The sequence below is a fragment of the Streptomyces sp. HB132 genome (assembly GCF_016909575.1).
GTDB lineage: Bacteria > Actinomycetota > Actinomycetes > Streptomycetales > Streptomycetaceae > Streptomyces.
The window spans coordinates 330,250-353,466 of record NZ_JAFBGA010000008.1; the positions used below are offsets into that span (position 1 = coordinate 330,250).

The 23,217-nt window shown below is 74.0% G+C and carries 3 protein-coding genes; 2 read left to right on the forward strand and 1 reads right to left on the reverse strand.

Features of this window, described 5'->3' with window-relative positions:
* Positions 1 to 300: 300 nt before the first annotated feature.
* Together JOC24_RS20160 and JOC24_RS20165 are read left to right on the forward strand one after the other, a co-directional pair.
* Positions 301 to 14,769: a non-ribosomal peptide synthetase gene (locus JOC24_RS20160; RefSeq protein WP_205021733.1), complete on the forward strand. Its 14,469-nt coding sequence runs from the start codon at positions 301 to 303 to the stop codon at positions 14,767 to 14,769.
* Positions 14,766 to 22,331 carry a non-ribosomal peptide synthetase gene (locus JOC24_RS20165; RefSeq protein WP_205021734.1) on the forward strand — a complete coding sequence of 2,522 codons (7,566 nt, stop codon included), beginning with the start codon at positions 14,766 to 14,768 and terminating at the stop codon, positions 22,329 to 22,331. Before JOC24_RS20160 ends, JOC24_RS20165 begins: the two co-directional genes overlap by 4 nt.
* Before the next feature lie 30 nt (positions 22,332 to 22,361).
* Here JOC24_RS20165 and JOC24_RS20170 read toward each other — a convergent pair whose 3' ends face one another.
* Positions 22,362 to 23,084, reverse strand: a complete 723-nt coding sequence (locus tag JOC24_RS20170) for a 4'-phosphopantetheinyl transferase family protein (protein ID WP_205021735.1) — start codon at positions 23,082 to 23,084, stop codon at positions 22,362 to 22,364.
* Between the last annotated feature and the right edge of the window lie 133 nt (positions 23,085 to 23,217).

Consider the following 23,217-nt stretch of genomic DNA (forward strand, 5'->3'; position numbering starts at 1 on the left):
TCAGGTGTGCACGGTAACTGTCGTGGCTCGATCGACCTTGCTCATTCTGCTTTCCTGCGGAACTCATGAACCGTCGACGGGCTTACTCCTGGCCGCCTTTGATGTGCGAAGGCAATGCGGCTCCTGCCGAGAAGGCATGTTCCCGTACGGTGCCTGATCGCACCTGAACCCATGAGTGCCGTGAAGTTCCCCGCGCGGCTTTCGTCTGCCCCGGCACCGACGATCGGTGCACTGGTGTGGCCGGATTCACCCGGCCCTCTTCACCGTCCCCGAAATCTCTCCCCAAAGGTGTGGACCGGCATGCAGGAAAACCGTTCTCTTCCGCCCCTTCAGGCGCACGCGCCCGCGCAGGAGTTCCTCGAACTGAGTGCGGCCCAGCAGGGCGTCTGGTACGGGCAACTCGTCGACCCGGACAGTCCCAAATACAACATCGGGGAATGCTTCGAGATCCACGGCGGCCTCGACGAGGAATTGTTCGACGCGGCCCTGAACCGGGCCGTCGCGCTGTGCGACAGCCTCCGCCTCGAGTTCGTCACCCGCGGTGAGACGGTGTACCAGTACGTCGCTCACCGCCCGGCGGAAGAAACCAGCCGGCTCCGCCTGGCCGATCTGTCCGGCGCCGACGATCCCGCGGCCGCGGCCGAGCGTTACATGGCCGACGACATGTCGACCGTCGACCGGCTCGACGCCCCGCGCCACCACTTCGCCCTGCTGCGCCTGGGGCCGCGGCTGCACTACTGGTACGTCCGCTTCCACCACATCGCCGTCGACGGCCTCGGCGGCGCGGTGTTCGGCCGCACCGTGGCCGAACTCTACGGGCGCGCCGTGCGTGGCGAGGACCTCGCCACGGCCGCACTGCCCGCCGCGCCCCTGCGTGACCTCATGGCGGACGAGGCGGCCTATCGGGATTCGGACCGTTTCGAGGCCGACCGCGCCTACTGGAAGGACAGGTTCGCCGACCGGGCGTCCGAAGGTGCGGGGGCCTTTGCCGGGGCCGGGGACGACGCGTACGCGCGGGGCGGCGCGGCGCTCGTCCGCCGGCGCACCGACGCGGCGGCGCCGACCGTGCCTGCCGGCGCGGACGTCCGGATGCACAGCGGGGAGACCCTGCCCGTCTCCGTCCTCGACGATCTGCGCGGACTCGCCGCCGAGAACCGCACCAGGTGGACCGCCGTACTCGTGAGCGCGGTCGCCGCCTACGTCGGCCGGGTCACCGGGGCCCGGGACATCACGGTCGGCCTCGCCTCCAACGGCCGTCACGGCGGCCTGCGCCACATCGTCGGGATGACCGCCAACATCCTGCCGCTGCGCATCGGTGTCACCGCCGACATGACGGTCGGCGCCCTCGTGCGGGCCGTTGCCGCGGAGATGGGCGGCGCCCTGCGCCACCGCCGTTTCTCCCGTGAGCAGTTGGCCCGCGAACTGAACATGGCCGACGACGCGGCACATCTGACCGACGTCGTCGTCAACATCATGGGCTACGAATACGACCTCGACTTCGCCGGCAGTCCCGCCGCCTCCCGCGTGCTGTCCATCGGCCCGGTCGACGACGTCTCCCTCTTCGTCTCCGAACGGGCCGAGGAGAGTGGCCCCTTGATCGGATTCGACGCCAACCCGGAGCTCTACCACCCTGACGACGTACGGCTGCTCCAGCAGGCCCTCGTCCCCTTCCTGACGGCTCTGGCCGGTGCGGACGCGGGCACACCCCTCCGCGACCTGCCCTTCCTCGACGACACCGCCGCGCGGGCGCTGCTCGCCCGGGGGCGTGGAGCCGTCCTGCCGAAGCACACCACCGGCTCCGGCCTGCCGGAGGCGTTCGGTGCTCGGGCCCGCCAGACCCCCGGAGCCCCGGCGGTGGTGGAGGGTGCCGTCACGCTCTCGTACCGGGATCTGGAGCGGACGGCGGACGATCTCGCCGGTGCCCTGGCCGGCTGGGGGATCGGGGCCGAGGACGGCGTCGGTGTCCTCATGGGCCGCTCGGCGGCCCTGGTGTCCGCCACGCTCGGCACGGTCGGTTCGGGGGCCGCGTACGTACCCATGGACGCGGCCTGGCCCGTTGAGCGGCTCGACCGCGTCGCCGAAGTGGCCCGCGTCCGTGCCCTGGTGGTGGACGAGGCCGGCGCCGGCCGGCCCTGGGTGGAGGCGGCGGCCGCGGCGGCCCTGCCGGTGATCGTCCTGGACGGTCGCGGCACCGTCGTGCGCGGCGCTCCGCAACGGCGTGGACGGCCGACGGGTGTGACCCGCACCGACCGGCTCGCCTACGTGATGTTCACCTCCGGCTCCACCGGTCTGCCCAAGGGCGTCGGCGTCACGCACGCCGACGTCCTCGCACTCGCCGCCGACACCACCTGGTCCGACGGGGCGTGCGAGGCGGTGCTGCTCCACTCGGCCTACGTGTTCGACGCCGCCACCTTCGAGATCTGGGTGCCGCTCCTGAACGGAGGCCGGGTGGTCGTCGCGCCGGGCGGCGTACTGGAGGCGCCAACCCTTGGGTACGTGGTGGACCGGCACGGTGTGACGGCGCTGTTCCTGACGACGGCTCTGTTCAACGTGGTGGCCGAGGCCGACCCCGCCGCGTTCGCCGGGCTGCGCCTGGTCGCTGCGGGCGGCGAGTCCGCGACCCCGGACCTGATGCAGCGGGTGGCCGCGGCTGCGCCGCACGCCCGCGTCCTGCACGTGTACGGGCCGACGGAGACCACGACCTTCGCCACCCGCCACCGGGTCGTCGCCGGCAGGCCGGGCGTGCCGCCCATCGGCCGGGCCCTCGACGGGATGCGCCTCCACGTGCTCGACGCCGAACTCGCTCTGGTGCCGGCCGGCGTCGTGGGCGAGCTGTACGTGAGCGGGGACGGCGTCGCCCGCGGCTACCAGGGCCGGCCGGCGCTGACCGCCACCCGGTTCGTCGCAGACCCGTACGACGCCCGCGGTGGCCGCATGTACCGCACCGGTGACCTCGTGCGCTGGACCGCGCGCGGTGACGTCGAGTACGTCGGACGCGCGGACGGGCAGGTCAAGCTCCGCGGATTCCGCATCGAACCCGCCGAGATCGAGAACACCCTGCTCGCCGACCCGGACGTACGGGCCGCCTGCGTCCTGGTCCGTGAGGACATACCAGGCGACCGGCGTCTCGTCGCCTATGTCGTGGGGACACCCGGCGCCCGTCCGGACGGCGCCGCCCTGGCCCGCCGTACAGGGCGCGCTCTGCCCGCCTACATGGTGCCCTCCGTGTTCGTGCAGCTCGACGCGCTGCCACTGAACCCCAACGGCAAGGTCGACCGCCGCGCGCTGCCCGCCCCTCGCGCCGCCACCACCACCGGCCGGGCACCTCGCACGGCCTACGAAGAAGTCCTGGCCGGCCTGTTCGCCGACGTCCTGGGAGTCGCGGCCGTCGGTATCGACGACAACTTCTTCTCCCTGGGCGGCCATTCCCTGCTCGCCACCCGCCTCACCGGAAGGGTGCGGGCCGCCCTGGGCGCGGAGGTCGGCATGCGGACCCTCTTCGACCACCCCACGGTGGCCGCCCTCGCCGCCGCTCTCGACACCGCCGCCACGGCCCGGCCGGCCCTCACCCCGCAGCAACGGCCCGAGGCTGTACCGCTCTCCTACGCGCAGCAGCGCCTCTGGTTCCTCAATCGCGCCGAGGGCCCCGGCGACACCTACACGATCCCGTTCGTCCTCGAACTCGACGGCGTCCTGGACAAGGACGCCCTCCGTGGCGCTGTGGCCGACGTCGTCGTCCGGCACGAGAGCCTGCGCACCGTCTTCGCCGAGCAAGACGGGGTGGCCCGCCAGGACGTGCTCGACGCATCCGACGCCGAGGTCCTCGTCCCCCTCGGTGTGGAGCACCCGCCGGCCGGGGAGAGTGCCGAGGTCTGGGCCGAGGCGGCCGTGCGCCGCCTGTCCGCGGCGCCCTTCGACCTCACGGGCGACCTCGGTGTCCGCGCCCATCTGCTCAGCCTGGGCCCCGACCACCACGTCCTGCTGCTCGTCCTCCACCACGTCGTCGCCGACGGCTGGTCGCTCGCTCCGCTCAGCCGCGACCTCGGCGCCGCCTACCGCGCCAGGGTCTCCGGCACGGGCACGCCCGACTGGCCCGAACTGAGCGTTCAGTACGCCGACTACACGCTCTGGCAGCGCCGGCTGCTCGGCGACGCCGACGACCCGGACAGCCTGGCCGCACGCCAGCTCGCCTTCTGGCAGGAGGCGCTGCGCGGCGCCCCCGACCTGCTCGACCTGCCTCTCGACCGTCCCCGCCCGGCAGTGGCCGGTCACCGGGGCGACGCGGTGCCCTTCGAGTTGCCCGAGTCCGCCCACGCCGAGCTCGTCCGGCTCGCCCGTGCCACCGGATGCACCCCGTTCATGGTGCTCCAGGCCGCCCTGGCCGTGACGCTGCACGCCCATGGTGCCGGCACCGACATCACGCTGGGTGCCGCGGTGGCCGGGCGCGCCGACGAGGCGCTCGACGACCTGGTCGGGTTCTTCGTCAACACCGTCGTCCTGCGCACGGACGTGTCCGGCGACCCGACCTTCCGCGAACTGCTGCGAAGAGTCAGGGAGTTCGACATCGCCGCTTTCAGCCACGGCGACGTCCCCTTCGAACGGATCGTGGAGGCGGTCAACCCCGAGCGGTCCGGCGACCACCACCCGCTGTTCCAGACCATGCTGGTCCTCCAGAACCAGGAGCGGGCGGAGCTCGATCTCCCCGGCGTCATCGCACGCGACCGTTCCCGGCACACCGGGGTCAGCAAGTTCGACCTGACGTTCTCGCTGACCGAACGCACCGCATCCGCCGAAGCCCCCGGGAGCACCCCGGTCCGCGCGGGCCTCGAAGCCCCCGGCGGCATCGGGGGATACCTGGAGTACGCCACCGACCTCTTCGAGGCCGACACGGCCCGGGCCCTGTGCGCGCGCTTCGCGCGCGTCCTCACCCAGGCCGTGACCGACCCCGACCGCACGGTCGGCGACCTCGACCCCCTCACGCCGGCCGAGCGGGACCGCGTCCTTGGCCGGGGGCGCGGTGCCGAGCTCCCACTGCCCGCCCCCACCGTTCCCGGAGCGGTCCGGGAGTGGGCCGCGCGCACCCCCCGCGCCGTCGCCGTGCGGGACGCGCACACGAGCCTCACCTACGCCGAGCTCGACTCCCGCGCCGACGCCCTCGCCCAGGTCCTGCGCGACAGGGGCGTGGGCCGTGAGCACCGGGTGGCGCTCGCCGCGCCGCCGTCCGTGGACACGGTCGTCGCCATGCTGGCCGTACTGCGGGCCGGTGCCGCCTACCTGCCCGTGGACCCGCAGTATCCGCCCGCCCGCATCCGGCACATGCTCGACGACGCCCGGCCCGTGCTCCTCCTCACCACCACCGACGTCCACGCGGACCTGCCCGCTTGCGACGTACCGTGGCTCGCCCTCGACGGCCCGGCCGCCCGGCCCACGGGGGACACCACGGCCGTGCCGGACGCCCCGCACCCGGCTGACCCGGCCTACGCCATCCACACCTCCGGGTCCACCGGCCGCCCCAAGGGCGTGGTCGTGACGCACGGGGCGCTGGCCGGCCACATGGCCTGGATGGCGCGGTACCTGTCCGTCACACCGGACGACCGCGTCCTCGCCCGCACCTCGAGCAGCTTCGACGCCTCCGGGTGGGAGCTGTGGCTCCCGCTGATGAACGGCGCCGAAGTCTGTGTGCTGCCGCACGAAGCCAACCGGGAACCGGGCACCCTCGTCTCCTGGATGAGCCGATTCGGCGTCACCGTCTGCCAGTTCGTCCCCTCGCACCTTGCCCTCGTCCTCACCGAGGCGGCACAGGCCGCGCCGCTCCCCGCCCTGCGCGCCGTCCTGTGCGGTGGCGAACCGCTGCCGCGCGCCCTCGCCCGCGACGTCGCCGAGCTGTGGCAGGCCGACGTGCACAACCTCTACGGCCCCACCGAGGCCACCATCGACGCGACCGCCCACCGCGTCGTCGGCCCTCACGCCGACGGACGGGAAGACGGCCGTCCGCCGTCCGAGACCGTGCCGATCGGCCTTCCCGTCGACACGATGCGGGCCTACGTCCTCGACGGCCGACTGCGGCCCGTGCCTCCAGGCGTCACCGGGGAGCTGTACCTGTCGGGCCCCAACCTCGCCCGCGGCTACCTGAACCGCCCGGGCCCGACCGCCGCACGCTTCGTGGCCGACCCCTTCGACGCCACCGGCGCCCGCATGTACCGGACGGGCGACCTCGTGCGGTGGAACCGGCACGGTCTGCTCGACTACGTCGCCCGCGCCGACGACCAGGTCAAACTCCGCGGCTTCCGCATCGAGCTGGGGGAGGTCGAGGCCGCACTCCTGGCCGGACCCGGCATCACGGCCGCCTGCGCCGTGATCCGCGAGGACGTTCCCGGCCGGCGCCGGCTCGTCGCCTACGCGGTCTCCGGCGACCCGGCCACGCGCCCCGCAGTCCTGCGCGACGCCCTCGCCGAGACCCTTCCGCACTACATGGTGCCCGGTGCCGTGGTCCTGCTGGACGACCTCCCCCTCCTGCCCAACGGCAAGGTGGACCGGCGTGCCCTGCCCGAGCCCGGGCCGGGTGGCGACGCCCCGGCCGGACCGGGGCGTCGCACCCTCCCGGAGGATCTGCTCGCCGGAATCTTCGCCGACGTCCTGCAACGGCCCCACGTCGCCCCGCACGACAGTTTCTTCGACCTCGGGGGGCACTCGCTCCTCGCGATGCGAGTCGTCAGCCGTGTCCGCGCCGTCCTGGGCGCCGAGATCGCCGTACGCACCCTCTTCGAGCACCCGACCGTCGCGGGCCTGGCCCGGGTCGTCGACACGCAGGGAAGCGCCCGCCCGCCCGTGGTACCCGTGGCGCAGCGGCCCGATCCGCTGCCGCTGTCCTTCGCACAGCAGCGCCTGTGGTTCCTCAACCGGCTCGAAGGCCCCAGCTCCGCCTACAACATCCCGCTCGTCCTCGAACTCGACGGCCCCCTGGACACCGACGCCCTGCGGGCCGCCCTGCGCGACGTCGTGCGGCGTCACGAGGCGTTGCGCACGCTTTTCCCCGAACAGGACGGCGTACCACATCAGTTGATTCTCCCGGTCGACACAGCCGTGCCCGGCCTGCCCGTCGTGGCCATGGCCCCCGGGGACGTCGAGGAAGCCGTCCTGGCCGCGGTGCGCGAGCCGTTCGACGTCGTCGTGGACCCACCGCTGCGCGCCCGGCTGCTGCGCTCCGCGCCCGGCCACCACGTCCTCGTGCTCGTCCTGCACCACATCGCGGGCGACGGCTGGTCCCTCGCCCCGCTCGCCCGTCATCTCGGCGACGCCTACCGGGCCAGGCTCGAGGGCCGGGACCCCGGAACCTCGGACGGTGACCCGCTCCAGTACGCCGACTACGCCCTCTGGCAGCACGCGGTCCTCGGCGACGGTGACGCGCCGGAGAGCCTGCTGCGGCGGCAACTCGACCACTGGCACACCGCCCTGGCGGGTCTGCCCGGCCTGATCGACCTGCCGCTGGACCGGCCGCGGCCGGTCACCACCGACCCGAGAGGGGCCGTCCACACCTTCGAGGTGCCGCCGCCCGTACACGCTCGACTCCTGCGGCTGGCGGCCGAGTCGGGCAGCAGTCTGTTCATGGTGCTCCAGGCGGCGGTCGCCACCCTGCTGCACCGGCACGGCGCGGGAGACGACATCCCGCTCGGCTCGCCCGTCGCAGGCCGCACGGACGAGGCGCTCGAGGACCTGGTCGGGTTCTTCGTCAACACGCTCGTCCTGCGCACGGACCTGTCCGGCCACCCGACCTTCCGGGAACTCCTGGTGCGGGTACGCGAGTTCGACCTGGCCGCCTACGCACACCAGGACGTGCCCTTCGAGCGGCTCGTCGAGAGTGTCAACCCCGTCCGGGCGCGCAACCACCACCCGCTCTTCCAGACCATGCTGGTCCTTCAGAACCAGGAGACCGACCGCCCCGACCTGCCGGCACTCACCGTCGAGGACCGGCTCGTCCACAACGGCCTGAGCAAGTTCGACCTCACCTTCGCCTTCACCGAGGAACGGGCCGCGGGCGGCCTCGGCGCCGGGATCGAGTACGCCACCGCCCTCTTCGACCGGGCCACCGTCGAAACCCTCGCCACCCGCCTGGTCCGCCTCCTGGAACAGGTGGCCGCCGACCCCGGCCTGCCGCTCGCGGGCTACGGCCTGATGACGCCGGACGAGCAGGCCCGTGTCACGCGCTGGGGCACCGGCCTCGGCCTGCCCGCGGACACCGCGGACGCCACTCTGCCCGCACGCTTCGCCGCCCGGGCGCGCCGCACACCGGGCGCCGTCGCCGTGACGAGCGACGACGCCACTCTCACCTACGCCGAACTGGACGAGGTCTCCGACCGTCTCGCCCACGCCCTGGCGGGTCTCGGCGTGGGCCCCGAGGCCGGGATCGGCGTGCTACTCACCCGGGCACCAGCCGTCGTGGCGGTGTCCCTGGGAGCGGTCCGCGCGGCCGGCGCCTACGTCCCGCTGGACGCGCGCTGGCCCCGGGAACGGCTCGACCAGGCGGCCGGGGTGGCGGCCGTGCGCCTCCTCGTCGTCGACGAGGAGGCATTCTCCTCCCCCTGGGTGACCGAGAGGGCCCGACGGTTGCCCGTCGTGGTCGTGGACCGGGCCGGCCGCATACTGCGGGGCGCACCCGAGCGGCCGTGCCGCCCCGCCGCCGTGCCTGGCCCGGACGCGCTCGCCTACGTGATGTTCACCTCCGGCTCGACCGGTCTGCCCAAGGGCGTCGGCGTCACCCACGCCGACGTGGCCGCGCTCGCTGCCGACTCCGCCTGGAGCGGCGGCGCGGCCGACGCGGTCCTGATGCACTCGGCGTACGTCTTCGACGCCTCCACGTTCGAGATGTGGGCGCCGCTCCTGCACGGCGGCCGGATCGTCGTCGCACCCGAGGGCGTCCTCGAGGCCCGCGTCCTCGGCGACGTCGTCCAGGAGCACGGAGTGACCGCCGTGTTCCTCACGACGGCCCTGTTCAACGTGATCGCCGAGACCGACCCGGGCGCCTTCACCGGCCTCCGGCTCGTCTGCGCGGGCGGGGAACTGGCCTCGCCGGACGCGATGCAGAGGGTCGCCGGCACCGCGCCGGGCGTACGGGTCCTCCACGTGTACGGGCCCACCGAGACCACCACCTTCGCCACCCGGTACGACGTCACGGCCGGCCTGCCGTTGGGCCCCCCGCCCATCGGCCGCCCCCTGGACGGCATGCGCGGATACGTCCTCGACGGAGCCCTGGGCGCCGTACCACCGGGAGTCGTGGGCGAGCTGTATTTGGCCGGGCCCGGTGTGGCACGCGGGTACACCGGGCTGCCGGGCCTGACCGCCACGCGCTTCGTGGCCGACCCGTTCGACCCGGCGGGCGGGCGCATGTACCGCACCGGCGACCTCGTCCGATGGACCGGTGACGGGCGGATCGCCTATGTGAACCGGGCCGACGGGCAGGTGAAACTGCGCGGCTACCGCATCGAACTCGGCGAGATCGAGGGCGTACTCGCCTGCTGCGAGGGCGTGGCCGACTCCTTCGCCGTCGTCCGCGAGGACACCCCCGGCGACCGGCGGCTGGTCTCCTACGTGGTGCCCGCCGGCGGCACGCGCCCCGAACCCGGCGACCTCGCCCGCGCCGTCGGCCGGTCCCTGCCCGCCTACATGGTGCCCTCCGCGTTCGTCCTGCTCGACGCGCTGCCTCTGACCCTCAACGGCAAGGTGGACCGGGGCGCTCTCCCCGCCCCCGAGCACCAGGCCCCTGGCCGCGGACGGTCCGCGCGTTCCGTCCGTGAGGAGATCCTCCGCGGACTCTTCGCGGACGTGCTCGGTCTTGACGGGGCGGGCGCGGACGACGACTTCTTCGCTCTGGGCGGACACTCGCTGCTCGCCACCCGCCTCGCCGCGCGCATCCGCACCGCGCTCGGAGCGGAGGTACAGGTCAAGGCCCTCTTCGAACACCCCACGCCGGCGGGGCTGGCCGCCGCACTGGACAGCGCCGAAGCGGCCAGGAGCCCTCTGGAGCGCACCGGGACCCGCCCCGATCCGATGCCGCTGTCCTTCGCGCAGCAACGCCTCTGGTTCCTCAACCGGTTCGAGGGACCCAGTGCCACGTACAACGTGCCGCTCGTGCTCCGTCTGCACGGAGCACTCGACGCGGACGCCCTGGAGAGCGCCCTCGCGGACGTCGTCGGACGCCATGAGAGCCTGCGCACCGTCTTCCCCGAGACCGACGGCGTGGCGCGTCAGCTCGTCCTCGGCGCCGACGGCGCGGACCTCGACCTGACACCTCGCGTCACCCCTCCCGACCGTCTCGACGAGGTCCTCGGCACCGAGGTGGCGCACGCCTTCGACGTGAGCACGGACATGCCCGTACGGGCCCGGCTCCTGCGACTCGGCGCCGACGACCACGTCCTCGTGCTGGTCGTCCACCACATCGCGGGCGACGGCTGGTCCCTCGCCCCACTCGCCCGCGACCTGGGCACGGCGTACCGGGCCCGCACCGAGGGCGTGGAGCCCCCCTGGACGGAACTCGGCTTCCAGTACGCCGACTACACGCTCTGGCAGCGCGCGCTGCTCGGCGACGAGGACGACCCGGACGGGCAGGCGGCCCGCCAGCTGGACTTCTGGCGCACCGCGCTCGCGGGCGCCCCCGACCTGCTCGACCTGCCCTACGACCACCCCCGGCCCGCCGTGACGGCGCACCGCGGTGACGCGTTCGCCTTCCCCGTCGACGCGGACACCCACCAGGCGCTGGCGGGACTCGCCCGCGCCCGCGGCTGCAGCCTCTTCATGGTGCTCCAGGCGGCGCTGTCGGTACTCCTCTCCCGGCACGGTGCGGGTGAGGACGTCCCCCTCGGCACCGCCGTGGCCGGACGCACCGACGAAGCCCTCGACGACCTCGTGGGTTTCTTCGTCAACACCCTCGTCCTGCGCACCGACCTGAGCGGGGACCCTTCCTTCCACGAAGTGCTCGACCGGGTGCGGGAGTTCGACCTGGCGGCGTACGCCCACCAGGACGTGCCCTTCGAGCGGCTGGTGGATGCCCTCGACCCGGTCCGGGCCCAGAACCACCACCCGCTGTTCCAGACCATGCTCGTCCTCCAGAACCACGCGGACGCGGTGGTCGACCTGCCGGGTCTCACGGTCACGGGGCAGCCCGTGCGCACCGGCATCAGCAAGTTCGACCTGACCTTCACCTTCACCGAGAAGCACGACGGCACAGGGAGGCCGGCGGGTCTCGACGGCGTACTGGAGTTCTCCACCGAGCTCTTCGCCCACGCCACCGCGCACGCCCTGGCCGCCAGGCTCACCCGCCTGCTCGCCTCGCTCGCGGCCGACCCCGGCCGGCGCGTGCACACCGTCGACGTCCTGGACACGGCCGAGCGGCTGGGGCTCGACCGTGCCGCGCACGGCCGCGTACGTCCGGTGGCGGCACGTACGGCGCCCGAGGGATTCCGGGCCCAGTGCGCCCGGACCCCCGAGGCGACCGCCGTGCTGGACGGCACCCGCCGTCTCACGTTCGGCGAACTCGACGCGCTCTCCGACGATCTGGCGCACCATCTGCACGGCAGGGGTATCGGCCGCGGCGATCTCGTCGCCCTCGCCCTGGAAGGCACCGCCGACCAAGTCGTCGCGATGCTGGCGGTGGTCAAGGCCGGGGCCGCCTACCTGCCGGTCGACCTGGAGTACCCGGAGGCGCGTGTCGCCCACATGCTCGACGACGCCCGGCCGGCACTGCTCCTCACCCACGGCACCGCACGCGCCGCGCGGTACACCGCGTCCGTACCCTGCCTCGCCCTCGACGACCGAACCGTCCGGCCGACCGGGCACGCGGCCCCGCCGGCCGCCGCGCCGGATCCGCGCGACGCGGCCTACGTCATCTACACCTCGGGCTCCACCGGACGCCCCAAGGGCGTCGTCGTCACCCACGCCTCCCTGACCAACCACATGGCGTGGATGGCGGACCACCTCGGCCTCACCGACGAGGACAGGGTCATCGCCCGTACCTCGCCGAGCTTCGACGCCTCGGTCTGGGAGACCTGGCTGCCGCTCCTGCACGGCGGCTCCACCTGCCCCGTGCCGCCCCTCCTCAACCACGACCCGGCGGGGCTGCTGGCCCGCATGCGCGACGCGGGCGTGACCCTCGCCCAGTTCGTGCCGTCGCACCTGACGGCCGTCCTCACCGAGACCGACCCCGAAGAGGCCCCCGCCACGCTGCGGGCCGTGCTGTGCGGTGGTGAACCCCTGCCCCGGTCCCTGGCCGAGCGCGTCGCACGGGCCTGGCAGGCCGAGGTCCACAACCTGTACGGGCCCACCGAGGCGACGATCGACGCCACCGCCCACCACCACCGGCGCGGGGAGGCGGACCTCCCGGCGGGGGAGGGGACCGTGCCGCTCGGCCGTCCCGTCGACAACACCCGCGCGTACGTCCTGGACAGCGCTCTGCGGCCGGTGCCGCCGGGCGTGACCGGCGAGCTCCACGTCGCGGGCGACGGCCTCGCGCGCGGCTACCTCGGCCGCCCCGGCCTGACCGCCGCGCGTTTCGTCGCCGATCCGTACGGTCCCCGCGGCAGCCGTATGTACCGCACCGGTGACCTCGTCCGCAGAGACGCCGACGGTCTGCTCACCTACGTCTCCCGCGCGGACGACCAGGTCAAGCTGCACGGGTTCCGCATCGAACCCGGCGAGATCGAGGGCGCTCTCACCGCCCTGGACGGCATCGCCGCCGCCTGCGTCCTCGTACGCGAGGACCGGCCCGGCGAGCGGAGACTGGTCGCCTACACCGTCGCCGACACGGCCGGTGGTGCCGCGGCCCTCGCCGAGGGCGAGCTGCGCGCCCGGATGATGTCGGCCCTGCCGCCGTACATGGTCCCCGCGGTCTTCGTCACCCTCGACGCGCTGCCGCTGCTGCCCAACGGCAAGACCGACCGGAACGCCATGCCCGCCCCGGCGCGTCCCGCCGCGGCCCGGCCGGGGGGAGAGCCGCGCACCCCGCGGGAAGGCGTGCTGTGCGAGGTGTTCGCCTCCGTCCTGCGTACTCCCGCCGTACGGGCCGACGACGACTTCTTCGCGCTCGGCGGCGACAGCATCCTCTCCATCCAGCTCGTCAGCCGCGCCCGCGAGGCAGGGCTGGGCGTCACCCCGCGCGACGTGTTCGTCCACCGCACACCCGGGGCCATCGCGGCCGTCGCCACCGCGCTCGGCGGAAAGACCTCCGCGCCGGCCGGGCAGGGCACCGGCGAGATGCCGACGACGCCCATCGCCGCCTGGTTCCTCGAACGGCCCGGCACCACCGACGGGTACAACCAGTCCGGGGTGCTGCGCACGCCCGCGGGAGCCGACCGGGAGTCCCTGGTCGCCACTCTCCAACTCCTCATCGACCAGCACGACATGCTCCGCCTGCGGACCACCCGGTCGGCCGACGGCACACCCGCCCTCGAGGCCCTGCCGCCCGGTGCCGTGCCGGCGGGGCGCCGCTTCACCCGGATCGACGTCGCGGGGCTCGACGCCGACGCCGTACGCGCCGCCGTCACCGAGGCGGGCGAGCAGGCCCGCAGAAGGCTGCGGCCCGCGCGGGGGGAGGTGATCGAGGCCGTCTGGTGCGACGCCGGGCCCCGCACCCGAGGACGACTTCTGCTGGTCGTGCACCACCTGGCAGTGGACGCGGTCTCCTGGCGCATCCTCGCCACCGACGTGGCCACCGCCTGGCAGAGCGTCATCACGGCGGCGGCCTCCGGCGAACGGCCGACGGCTCCGCCTCCGGCCACCACGTCCTACCGGCAATGGGCACAGCTGCTGGCGGCCCAGGCGCAGGAGCCGGCACGTGAGGCGGAACTCCCGTCTTGGCAGGCGGTTTTGAGTACACCCGATCCTCAGCTGGGATACCGGCCGCTCGACGCCGACCTGGACACCGCCGACCGGACGCGGACCCTCGTCACCCACCTGCCCGCCACATGGACCAGGTCACTGCTCACCACCGCGCCCGCCGCCTACCGCGCCGGAGTGGACGACGTCCTGCTCACGGGTCTCGCCCTCGCCGTCTGCTCCTGGCGCGCGGAACGGTCCGCGGCCCTCGGCGGACCCCGGCAGGCCGGCACCGCAGTCCTCCTCGACCTGGAGGGCCACGGTCGCGAGCAGATCGCCGACCACCTCGACCTCTCCCGCACGGTCGGGTGGTTCACCAGCCTCTACCCGGTCCGGCTCGACCCCGGGCCGGTCGACGCCCGCGACCCCGGGCGCTTCGACGCCGCGCTGGTCGAACGCGCCCTCAAGCGCGTCAAGGAGCAGCTGCGTGCCGTCCGCGACCACGGAGTCGGCTACGGGATGCTGCGCCGTCTCAACCCGGCCACCCGTCCTCTGCTGGCCACCGCACCCGCCCCCCAGATCGGCTTCAACTACCTGGGCCGCTACGCCGCGTCCGGGACGGCGGACGGGGGCGACGGCGCCGACTGGGACGTCGTCCTCGACGGTGGCGGTCCGCGCAGCCAGGACCCCGACATGCCCGTCCACCACGTGCTCGACATCAACGCGCACACCGAGGACCTGCCGGACGGCCCGCGTCTGGTGACCCGCTGGACCTGGCCCAGCGACCTTCTCAAAGAGGAGGACATGGAGTCGCTGTCCGCCGCCTTCACCCGGGCACTGCGCGCCGTCGCCGAGCACGCCGAACGACCCGACGCGGGCGGCTGCACGCCGTCCGACCTTCCCCTGGTCTCACTCGACCAGGCCCAGATCGACCGACTTCAGAACAGATGGGGTGGACGCAAGTGACCGGCTTCCGACTGGAGGACGTACTGCCGCTGACGCCGTTGCAGGCAGGCATGCTCTTCCACGCGCTGTACGACTCCCGCGCCGTGGACGTCTACACCGCGCAGTTCGTCTTCGACCTCGAAGGCCCCGTCGGTCTCCCGGCCCTGCACGCCGCCGTCGGCGGCCTGCTGCGCCGGCACGCCAACCTCCGGGTGGGCTTCCTCCACGAGGACCTGGACGAACCCGTGCAGGCCGTCGCCGCCGAGGTGCCCGTGCCCCTGGAGGAGCTGGACCTGTCCGGGGCGGACGGTACGGGCACGGTACGGGAGCGCCTCGCCGCGTTCCTCGCCGCCGACCGGACCCGTCGCTTCGACCTCACCACCCCGCCGCTGATGCGGTTCACACTCGTGCGTACCGCTCCGGAGCGCCACCGGCTCGTCATGACGGCCCATCACATCCTGCTCGACGGATGGTCGATGCCCCTGCTCGTGCGTGAGCTGTTCGAGCTCTACGCACACGGGGGCGACGACAGCACCCTGCCGCGCGTCGTCCCCTACCGCACCTACCTCGCCTGGCTGGCCCGGCAGGACCGCGCTGCCGCCCTGGACGCCTGGCGCACCGCCCTGTCCGGGATCGAGGCGCCCACCCTGATCGCCGGACCCGGTGGTGCGGACGTGCCGGCCTCCGCCGAGCTGCCCGGCACCCTGGTCCTCGATCTGGACACGGCCACGACGCACCGGTTGCGCGAGACGGCCCGCACCCACCGGCTCACCCTCAACACCCTGGTCCAGGGTGCGTGGGGTCTGGTCCTCGCCTACCGCACCGGGCGCCGGGACGTCGTGTTCGGCACCACCGTGTCCGGCCGCCCGCCGGAGATCCCCGGTATCGAGTCGATGGTCGGCCTGTTCATCAACACCGTGCCGGTCCGGCTCCGCCCGGCACACGGCGAGACGCTCGCCGCGCTCCTGACCCGCCTCCAGGAGGAACAGAGCCGCCTCCTCGGCCACCAGTACGTGGGTCTGACCGAGATACGCGGCGTCACGGAACTGGACGAACTCTTCGACACACTCGCCGTGTTCGAGAACTACCCGATGGACGCCGAGGCCCTGCGCACCGCGCAGCAGGCGCTGCCCGGACTCGCCGTCACCGGCTTCAGCGGCACGGACGCGGCCCACTATCCCCTCACCCTCACCGTCGCTCCCGGCGACGCCCTGCGGATCACCTTCGGCTACCGGACCGCCGTCCTAGACCGTGACGAGGTGGCCCGCACGGTCGCCCGCGTCCGGCGTCTGCTGACCGCCATGGCGGAGGGTCTCGACCGCCCCGCCGATGCCGTGCCCGTCCTCCTGGACGGTGAGCGCGAGGCGCTGCTCGCCCACGCGTGCGGCGCCGAACTCCCGCCCGGGACAGGGGATACGGGTGTGGCGCAGGCGGTGGCCCGGCAGGCCGCCCGGCACCCGGACGCGGTTGCCGTGTCCGGCGTCGGCGAGCAGCTGACCTACGAGCGCCTCCAGGCACACGCGGACGCCCTGGCCGGGGCTCTGACGGGACTGGGAACCGGCCCCGAGGACGGGGTCGGCATCCTCCTGGGCCGCTCGGCCGCCACGGTCACCGCGTCCCTGGCCGTCCTGCGCGCGGGCGCCGCCTACGTGCCGCTCGATCCGGACTGGCCCGCCGAACGGCTCACCCGCGTCGCCGAGGTGGCCGCCCTGCGCGTCCTGGTAGTCGACGGGACCACCCGCGCGCACCCGTGGGTACGACGGCTCGGACCCGATGTGCGCGTGCTGGCCGTCGACGGCGCGGGACGCGTCAGGGAGGGAGGGCCCGCCGTCCCCGGAGGCATTCCCGCCGACCCGGGCGGCGCGGGACTCGCGTACGTGATGTTCACCTCCGGTTCCACCGGCCTGCCCAAGGGGGTCGGCGTCACCCACGCCGACATCACCGCCCTCGCGTCGGACCGGACGTGGGGCGACGGCGCGGCCGACGCCGTGCTGCTGCACTCCGCGTACGTCTTCGACGCCTCCACCTTCGAGATCTGGGCCCCTCTCCTCAACGGGGGGCGCGTCGTCGTGGCACCAGAGGGCGCCCTCCAGCCCGCCGTGCTCCGCGACCTCGTCGCCCGGTACGGCGCGACGGCGGCGTTCCTGACGACGGCCCTCCTCGACGTCGTCGCCGAGACCGACCCGGACGCCCTCGGCCTGCTCCGCCTGGTCGCCTCCGGAGGGGAGGCGGCCGCGCCCGGGGTCCTCCAGGGCCTCGCCGCCGCCCACCCCGGCACCACGTACCTGAACGTCTACGGGCCCACCGAGAGCACCACGTTCGCCACGCTCCATCGCGTACGTCCCGGCGACCCCAGCAGCGGTGTGCCCCCGATCGGCCGACCGCTCGACGGGATGCGCGGCTACGCCCTGGACGCGGCGATGCGGCCCGTACCGCCCGGCGCCGAGGGCGAGTTGTACGTCGCGGGCCCCGGGGTCGCCCGCGGCTACCTGGGACGCCCCGGCCTCACCGCCGGCCGGTTCGTCGCCGACCCGTTCGCCGGCACCGGGGCACGGATGTACCGCACCGGCGACCTCGTGCGCCGGGACACCGACGGCACCCTGCACTACGTGGCCCGCGCCGACCAGCAGATCAAGCTCCGCGGCCACCGCATCGAACCGGCCGAGATCGAGGCGGCGCTCCGCGCGGACGTGTCCGTGCGCGCCGCCTGCGTACTGGTCCGTGAGGACCTGCCCGGCGACCGCACCCTGACCGCGTACGTCGTCCCGTCACCCGGGCACACCCCGGACCCGGAGCTGCTGGCCGCGCACCTCGGACGCCGGCTTCCCGCCTACATGGTGCCGGCCGTCATCCAGCCGCTCGGCGAGCTGCCACTGACGACCAACGGCAAGCTCGACCGTGCCGCCCTGCCCGCTCCCGCCGCCCGGCCCGGCACCGGGACCCGCCCGCCACGGGGCGCCCACGAGGAGATCCTCGCCGGCCTGTTCGCCGATGTCCTGGGCGTCGCCCGCGTCGGCGTGGACGACGACTTCTTCGCTCTGGGCGGCCACAGCCTGCTCGCCACCCGCCTCGTCGGCCGCGTCCGCACCGCGCTGGAGACCGAGACCGAGATCCGCACGCTCTTCGAGAACCCCACCGTCGCCACGCTCGCCGCCGCCCTCCAGGGCGCGGACCGTCCCGCCCGCTCCGCCCTCGTGCCGCAGGAACGCCCACCCGTGCTCCCGCTGTCCTACGCCCAGCAGCGCCTGTGGTTCCTCCACCGCCTCGAAGGCCCCAGTGCCACCTACAACATCCCCTTCGCCCTCCGCATCGACGGACCGCTCGACACGGAAACCCTGTGCCGGGCACTCCGCGACGTCGTCGACCGGCACGCGGCCCTGCGCACCGTCTTCCCCGAGCACGACAGCCGGCCGCACCAGCACATCGTCGCCCCGGCCGACATCCGGCTCCCGTTCGCGGTCGAAGCCGTCGACGAGGACCGGCTCGCAGGCCGGATCAGGGCCGTCGCGGCCACGCCGATCGACGTCGAGCACCGGCTCCCGCTCCGTGCGACCCTGCTGCGCCTGGCCGACGACGCCCACGTCCTCGTCCTCGTGATCCACCACATCGCCGCCGACGGCTCGTCCCTGGCACCCCTCGCCCGTGACCTCGGTGTCGCCTACGGTGCCCGTCTCCGTGCCGAGGCACCGGCGTGGAGAGAGCTCCCCGTCGACTACGCCGACCACACCCTCTGGCAGCGCCGCCTGCTCGGTGACGAGCACGACCCCGAGAGCCTCGTCACGCGGCAACTGGCCTACTGGAGAGCCGCTCTGGACGGGCTGCCCGGGATGGTCGACCTGCCCTGGGACCGCTCGCGCCCCGCAGTGCCCCGGCACACCGGCGCCACCCACGACTTCGCGCTCGACCCCGCCACCGCCCGGCGGATCGCGGACCTCGCCCGCACCGGCGGATGCAGCGTCTTCATGGTGCTCCAGGCCGCCCTGTCGGCCGTCCTCTCCCGGCACGGCGCGGGCGACGACATCCCGCTGGGCACGGCCGTGGCCGGACGCACCGACGAGGCGGCCGCGGACCTGGTCGGCTTCTTCGTCAACACACTCGTGCTGCGCGCGGACCTGACGGGCGACCCCACGTTCCTCGAACTCCTGCACAGGGTGAAGGAGTTCGACCTCTCCGCGTACGCCCATCAGGACGTTCCCTTCGAGCGCCTGGTGGAACTGATCAACCCCGTACGCTCGCAGAACCACCACCCGCTGTTCCAGACGATGCTCGTCCTCCAGAACCACACCCCCGCGGCTCCCGTGGACCTGCCGGGCCTCACCACCGGCGGTGTGGCCGTCGACCCCGGTGTCAGCAAGTTCGACCTGTCCTTCACCTTCACCGAGACCTACGACGACAGCGGCGTGCCCAGCGGTATGCGGGCCGCCGTCGACTATGCGACGGAACTCTTCGACGAGGCCACGGTCGGCGCCCTCGCCGAACGGCTCGTCCTGCTGCTCGACGCCGTGACGACCGACCCCGAACGCCCCTTGAGCAGGTACGACGTGCTCACCGCCGCCGAGCGCACCCGCCTCGCCGCCTGGGGCACCGGGCCCGTGGAGGACCGGCCGGCGGCGACCGTCCCGGCGCTCTTCGCGCAGTGGGCCCGGCGGGACCCGGACGCCCCGGCGGTCCGCGACGCGGCCACCACCCTCACCTACGGCGAACTCGACGCCCGCGCCGGCCACCTCGCCCGGCACCTCGTGGCGCGCGGCATCGGCCCCGAGGACCGGGTGGCCGTCGCCCTGCCCCGCACCCACGACCTCGTCGTCGCCCTCCTCGGCGTCCTCAGGGCAGGGGCGGCGTACGTACCGCTCGACCCGGACTACCCGGCCCGACGCCTGTCCCACATGCTCGACGACTCCCGGCCGAGCCTGCTCCTCACCACACCCGCCATCCGCGGCCGCCTCCCGGAGTCCCCGGTGCCCTGCCTGTACACCGACGACCTCGGTCCCGACGCACCGGCGCCCCCACACACCGCGGGCCCCGCCCCGGTCCTGCTCCCGGCGCACCCGGCGTACGTCATCTACACGTCCGGCTCGACCGGCCGCCCCAAGGGAGTCGTGGTCACCCACCGCGGCGCCGGAGCCATGGCCAGGACCCAGCGCGAACGGCTGCGCGTCACCCCGGGAAGCCGGGTGCTGCACATGGCGTCCGTCAGCTTCGACGCCGCGTTCTGGGAACTCTGCATGGGGCTGCTCTCCGGTGCCTGCCTGGAGATCGACGAGCGCGACGCCCTGCTGCCCGGCCCCGCGCTCGCCGCCCTGGTCCGCGAGCGGGGAATCACCCACCTCACCCTGCCGCCCGCCGCCCTGGCGGTGATGCAGCCGGACTCCCTGCCCGCAGGGACGACGATGGTCCTCGCCGGCGAGGCGTGCACGCCGGCTCTGGTGCACGCCTGGGCGGGGGACCGGTTCCTCGTCAACGCCTACGGACCCACCGAGACCACCGTCTGCGCGACCATGAGCGCCTTCCAGCACGCGGACGGTCCGCTCGCCCCCGACCGTACGGTGCCCATCGGCGTACCCGTCGACGGCACCCGCGTCCACGTCCTGGACCACGGGCTGTCCCCCGTGCCGCCCGGCGTCGTGGGTGAACTCTACGTCTCCGGCGAGGGAGTGGCCCGTGGGTACCACGGCCGGGCCGCCCTGACCGCGTCCCGCTTCGTGGCCGACCCGTTCGACCGCGCGGGGGGCCGCATGTACCGCACCGGAGACCTGGTGCGCTGGACCGCAGACGGGGAGCTCGTCTACGTCTCCCGCGTCGACGACCAGGTCAAACTCCGCGGCTTCCGCATCGAACTCGGCGAGATCGAGGCCACGCTCACCGCCCTGCCCGGCGTCGCCGCCGCCTGCGTCGTCGTCCGCGAGGACCGGCCCGGTGACCGGCGGCTGGTCGCCTACACCGTGCCCGCCGACGGGGTGGAGGGCCCGGACGGGTCCGAGGTGCGCGCGCACCTCGCCGCCACACTGCCGGACCACATGGTCCCCTCGGCCCACGTACGGCTCGCCGCCCTGCCCGTCACCCCCAACGGCAAGACCGACCGGAGCGCCCTGCCCGCCCCCGGCCAGGCGGTGCCGGCCCGGGGCCGCGCGCCCGGCACCGCCCGCGAACGGGCCCTGTGCGAGGCCTTCGCGGAGACGCTCGGTGTACCCGACGTGGGCGTCACGGACGACTTCTTCGCCCTGGGCGGCCACTCGCTGCTCGCCGTCACCCTCGCCCGGCGGATCGAGGAGCGGTGCGGCCGACGGCCCTCCCTGCGTGCCCTGTTCGCGGCACCCACCGTCGAGGGCGTCGCGCGCTTCCTGGAGAGCGAGGAGGGGGAGGAGGACCAGGCGGAGGCCGCCGTCCCCGACCTCTGCGCCGAGGTCCGCCTGGCGGCGGACATCACGCGCCGGTCCGCGGCTCCGGTGCCCGCCCCCAGGGCCTCCCGCCCATCCGCCCGGCCCCTCCTGACCGGTGCATCCGGCTTTCTCGGCGCCTTCCTCCTGCGCGACCTCATGGAGACGACCGACGGCCCGGTCGACTGCCTCGTACGGGCCGAGGACGAGCGGCACGCCGCACACCGGCTGCGCGCCAACCTGGAGCACTACGGCCTGTGGCGCCCCCGGTACGCAGCACTGATCAGCCCTGTGCCCGGAGACCTCGCAGCCCCCGGCCTGGGTCTGTCACCCGAGGACCGTACCGCCCTGGTCCGCCGCCTCGGCCCCGTCATCCACAACGGCGCACGCGTCAACTTCGCCGCGGCGTACGACGATCTGCGCGCCCCCAACGTGGGCGGCACCGAGGAACTGCTGCGGCTGGTCGCCGACTCCGCCTCACCCGGCATGCACTACGTCTCGACCACCGGCGTCTACGCCCCGGTGCCCGGTCCGGGCGCCGCCGTCATCACGGAATCGACCCCGGCCGGCCCGCCGTCCGGCCTGCCCGACGGATACGCCCGGAGCAAGTGGGTCGCCGAGCAACTCGTCGGCCTGGCCCGCGAACGCGGCCTGCCGGTCACCGTCTACCGGCCCGGCCGCATCAGCGGCGACACCACCACGGGCGCCTGCCAGGACCGTGACCTGCTGTGGCAGCTCATCAAGGGGTGCCTCCAGGCGGGCGCCGTGCCGGACCTGGAGCACGGGTCGACCGACTGGGTGCCCGTGGACCACGTCAGCGCGGCGGTCGTGGCTCTCTCCGCGTCCGGCACGACCGGCGACGAGACCTATCACCTCACCAACCCGGACGCACCGGGACTGGACCGGGTCTTCGAAGCGGCCGCCCGGCTGGGCCACGAACTGCGCACCGTCCCGGCACCCCGGTGGCAGGCCCGCGTCGCGGCGCAGCACGACAACGCGGCGCAGCTGTTCCTCGGCGGCGAGGGGCGGCCCCGGCACGTGGCGACGGGCCACCGCGGCTTCGACTCCAGCCGGACCGCCAAGGCCGCGGCGGTCCTCGGAGTGCACCTGCCGCCCCTGACCGACGAGACGCTGGCCCGCTACCTGACCTACTTCCACGGAACGGGCTTCCTGCCCGCTCCGCGGGAGGCGCGGGCCATGCCGTAGCCGACCGTGCGCGGGCGTGCGGGCGGACGGTCAGACAACGGCAAGGCCTCCCGGGTCCCCGGGGCCCCGGGAGGCCGTGTCCCCGGTGGACACCGCGATCGCCGTCAGCACCAGCCCCCGGGCGGCCGCCCAGCGTCCCGTGAAGCCGTCCAGTCTGCGGCCCTCCAGCTCGGGGCCGGGCACGAGCAGCCGGGCGTCGAAGGTGCCCGAGCGGGCCGTGGCATAGGCGAAGGAGATCGAAGCCTCGGTGAAGTCCAGCTCCTGCCGTGTCAGCGGGTACCACGCCTTGAACACGGCCTCCTTCGCGCTGAACAGCAGCCTGTCCGCATGGACCGCGGTGCCTTCGCCGGCCCGGGCCTGCCGGTCAATGCGGTCCCGTTCCTCGGGGAGCGACACCACGGACAGTACGTCCGGGGGCAGTTGCTCGTCGGGTTCCGCGTCGATCCCCAGGGAGACGAACTCCGCCGACGGTGCGACGACCGCGCCCCGGTAACCGACGCAGTGCGTCATGCTTCCCACGATGCCCACGGGCCAGCGCGGCTCACCACGCCGGCCCGGCAGCAGAGGGGCGGAAGGGATCCCGAGCGTGGCCAGCGCCGCGCGGGCGCAGCGCCGGACCGTGCCGAACTCGGAACGGCGCTTCTGGACGGCACGAGCCACCAGCGCCTCCTCCTCGGGGAACAGCCCGGGATCCAGATCGTCGTCGAAGGCCTCGGCGAACCGCACCCCGGCAGGCAGTATGTGCTCGATCACTCTGTCTCCAGCTGTCTCATGGCGACGATCCGTGTCCGTCCACGTCCGGCACGCGGGCACACGCGCGGTCACCGTGGTGCGATCCGGAACGTCGATCCGTGACGTGAACCAGTTGGTCCCCCCGATGTCCTGA

Bases quoted from the DNA above. Each gene is read 5' to 3' on its own strand.
- JOC24_RS20160 (WP_205021733.1), top strand. From the start codon at position 301: ATGCAGGAAAACCGTTCTCTTCCGCCCCTTCAGGCGCACGCGCCCGCG.